General features: G+C 46.6%; 2 protein-coding genes. Both read right to left on the bottom strand.

The features are described from left to right. Positions 1-344 precede the first annotated feature (344 nt). Positions 345-2,264, bottom strand: a complete 1,920-nt coding sequence (locus tag IH879_22040; GenBank protein ID MCH7677607.1) for a sigma 54-interacting transcriptional regulator — start codon at positions 2,262-2,264, stop codon at positions 345-347. Positions 2,265-2,634: 370 nt separating this feature from the next. Next, positions 2,635-2,911 (bottom strand): hypothetical protein (locus tag IH879_22045; GenBank protein MCH7677608.1); only part of this gene is annotated, 277 nt, incomplete at its 5' end.

Here is a 2,911-nt window from a genome sequence, read left to right on the forward strand (position 1 = left end):
ATCCTTCCCGGAATAGGTATCTCAGTTTGTTTTTCAATTGTATTCATGTCTTGTCAGGGCTGTTCATGCCCTTGGTTAAGTTGCGAGACCCCCAAGGAGAGTCGGGAAGGTCGTGAGAACTATCCCCTTTATTTCTGTCCCAGCCCTTTTACCCTCGAGGCTAAAAAATCTTACAAATTATGTGCCACAGGACTCGGATACAGTGACAAGAGGCTACAACTTGTTCAGAAACAATATCTTATTTAAAAAAAAGAGCTGAGGCCAGCAATAACGGGGTTTAATAGATCCGAGATATGTATAGGAAATCTATCAAATATCATGGGTAAACAAATGGGGAGGGGTAATTAGAGCGGTCTTTTGATCCCCAGTTTTCGCATACGAGATCGCAGGGTGCCGGGGTTCAGGTCAAGACGAACTGCAGCGCCACGATTGCCTTCAATAATCCAGTTGGTATTTTCAAGCACTTGCAAAATATGCTTACGTTCAATATCGGCAAGCTTATCAGAACCAGCGCCAGGTAAGCTCTCATTGTCACGGACTTCCCGTAATTTGTCAATCTGAAAGCCCGGTCCGCTAGCAACGATCACGGCCCGCTCGATAATGTTCGCAAGTTCTCTGACATTACCCGGCCATGAGTAGTTTTTAAGTTCTTTCATCACCGCCGGCGGAATCGTATCGATCTCTTTTTTAAATTTTGCGGTGTACTTCTGTAAAAAATAATTAGCGAGCAAGGGAATATCTTCTTGGCGCTCACGCAGAGGCGGGAGGGTGATCGGAAAAACATTGAGTCGATAGTAGAGATCCTCGCGAAACTCGCCGCTTTGAATCGCTGCTTGCAAATCCTTGTTCGAGGCTGAAAGAACCCTTACACTCACTTGTCGCGTTTCAGAGCTTCCGACTCGCTCAAATTCACCTGTCTGAAGCACTTTCAGGAGTTTGGCCTGCAGTTCAGGAACCAGGTCATCAATTTCATCAAGAAATATGGTGCCTTTGTCTGCTATTTCAAACCGGCCTCGCTTGTCAGACAAAGCTCCTGTAAACGCACCTTTCTCATGCCCGAAAAGCTCAGTTTCAATCAGGGTCGCCGGCAGGGCAGCACAGTTAACTTTTACAAACGGTCGCTTACTCAAAGGGCTTCTAGCGTGAATAGCGTGGGCAATGAGCTCCTTGCCGGTGCCGGTCTCACCCAGCAAAAGAACCGTGGCATCTGTGGCAGCAACGTCATCCACCTGCCGCAGAATCTTTTGAATAGCGTCACTCTTGCCGATAATATCTTCGAAATCATGTTGTTCCCTGAGTTCTTGACGTAGATAGATATTTTCGGCTTCCAGCTGTTGCTTCAAATGCTCGATTTCTGCCATAGCCTCACGCAGCCTTCTGGTACGCTGACTAACTCGTTGTTCCAAAAATTTGTTCGCTTCCGCCAACTTCAGTTCAATTTGTTTGCGATCGGTGATATCGTGTCCCATTGAAATCAACGTCCCGTTAGGTAACCGAAAATCCGCCCACAACTGAGTTCGAAGCGAGCCGTCTTTAGCCTTGACCTCATATTCTCTAAAAATGCCATCCGCTCTCTTAATCGACTCAAGAACCCTGTTGCGTGCTTTGGGGTCAGGATAGACTACTGAGAGCGGGTCATCTGAATTCATTATTTCCTCTGGTGTCCAACCCAGGGTTTTTTCCATCTCCCGGTTAATGAAGAGACACTGTCCCCTTTCATCAAAGCAATCGATAATTACGGGCGCATTCTCACAAATCGTTCTAAATTTTTCTTCACTTTCACCCAGTGCCTTTTCGATTCGCTTGCGCTCGGTAATTTCCTGAACGACTGTGCTCACACCTTGTACCGAACCATCAGCCGATTTCAGAGGGTAATAACTCACCAGCCAATCTCGCTCAACTCCCGGCTCGGATGGCGTCACACCGTGGACTTCAAAATCAAGCTCAGGCTGGCCGGTTTCGATCACGCGTCGATAAATGGGTTCGACCTGAGCAGCAATTTCCGGGATAATTTCCTTGAGAGTCCTGCCGATGTGATCAGCAGCGGTCTTTCCATTAATTTCCGCGAGCCGCCCATTGATTCTTACAAAGCGCAGGTTTGTATCCATCAAACATAGACCCACTGGCGCTGTACTGTAAAGGTGTTCTAGTTCAGAAAGATGCTCTTGAATAAGGCTACCGTCGTTCCCTGGCGCATTGCGATCAGCAATTCCAGGGAAATCAGGGTGCCCTTGCTGCGGATTCTGTCCACCTTTAAACGCCATTGCCTATCTCCATGATTTTAATTGCGCTTCATTAAACCATTAAAATTGGACGTGCTAATAGGAGGAGGTTTTTTGCATGTTGCAAAATCAATTATTTACTCCCGACACTTCTAAGACCGTCTCGTCTAAATAGGCTATTTTGCAAGTAGGTTTCGTGGTTCGTTGGGAACAGGCAAGAAAACTGTTTGAACCGCCGAAGTCGGAATCGAAACCATACGTTTTAGAAAAGCATCCCCAACTGGCAAATAATAAAAAACTCTTGTTTTAATGTCAAGATTTTTTTGTTTTAGAGGATTTTAAAGGGATGATGTCGGTGGTGAGAAAATTAAAATGCCGCAAGTCTGATAAGACCTGCGGCATTTAGTCACTCTTAATTCGTCGAATCCGTCATATCCGACCGGTTTGGATAAGTCGGTTTTTTAAGTTTCTTCGGCGGATTTTTCTTGAGCATTTCTAAAGTCAATTCAATTGCTTTTTCCAGTTGCGCGTCCCGCCCGGCGACCATTTCATGCGGTTTGTTTACTACCTCGTAATCCGGTTGCACGCCGTGGCCTTCGACTTCCCAGTTGCCATCCGTGTTCCAGAAGCCAAATGTTGGCGCTGACACAAATCCGCCGTCCACAGGTTGCGGGTTGCCGCTGTAGCCA

Source organism: candidate division KSB1 bacterium (assembly GCA_022562085.1).
Lineage (GTDB): Bacteria > Zhuqueibacterota > Zhuqueibacteria > Oceanimicrobiales > Oceanimicrobiaceae > Oceanimicrobium.

Excerpts from the sequence above, each read along its gene's own strand:
- IH879_22040 (MCH7677607.1), bottom strand. The coding sequence starts at position 2,264 with ATGGCGTTTAAAGGTGGACAGAATCCGCAGCAAGGGCACCCTGATTTC.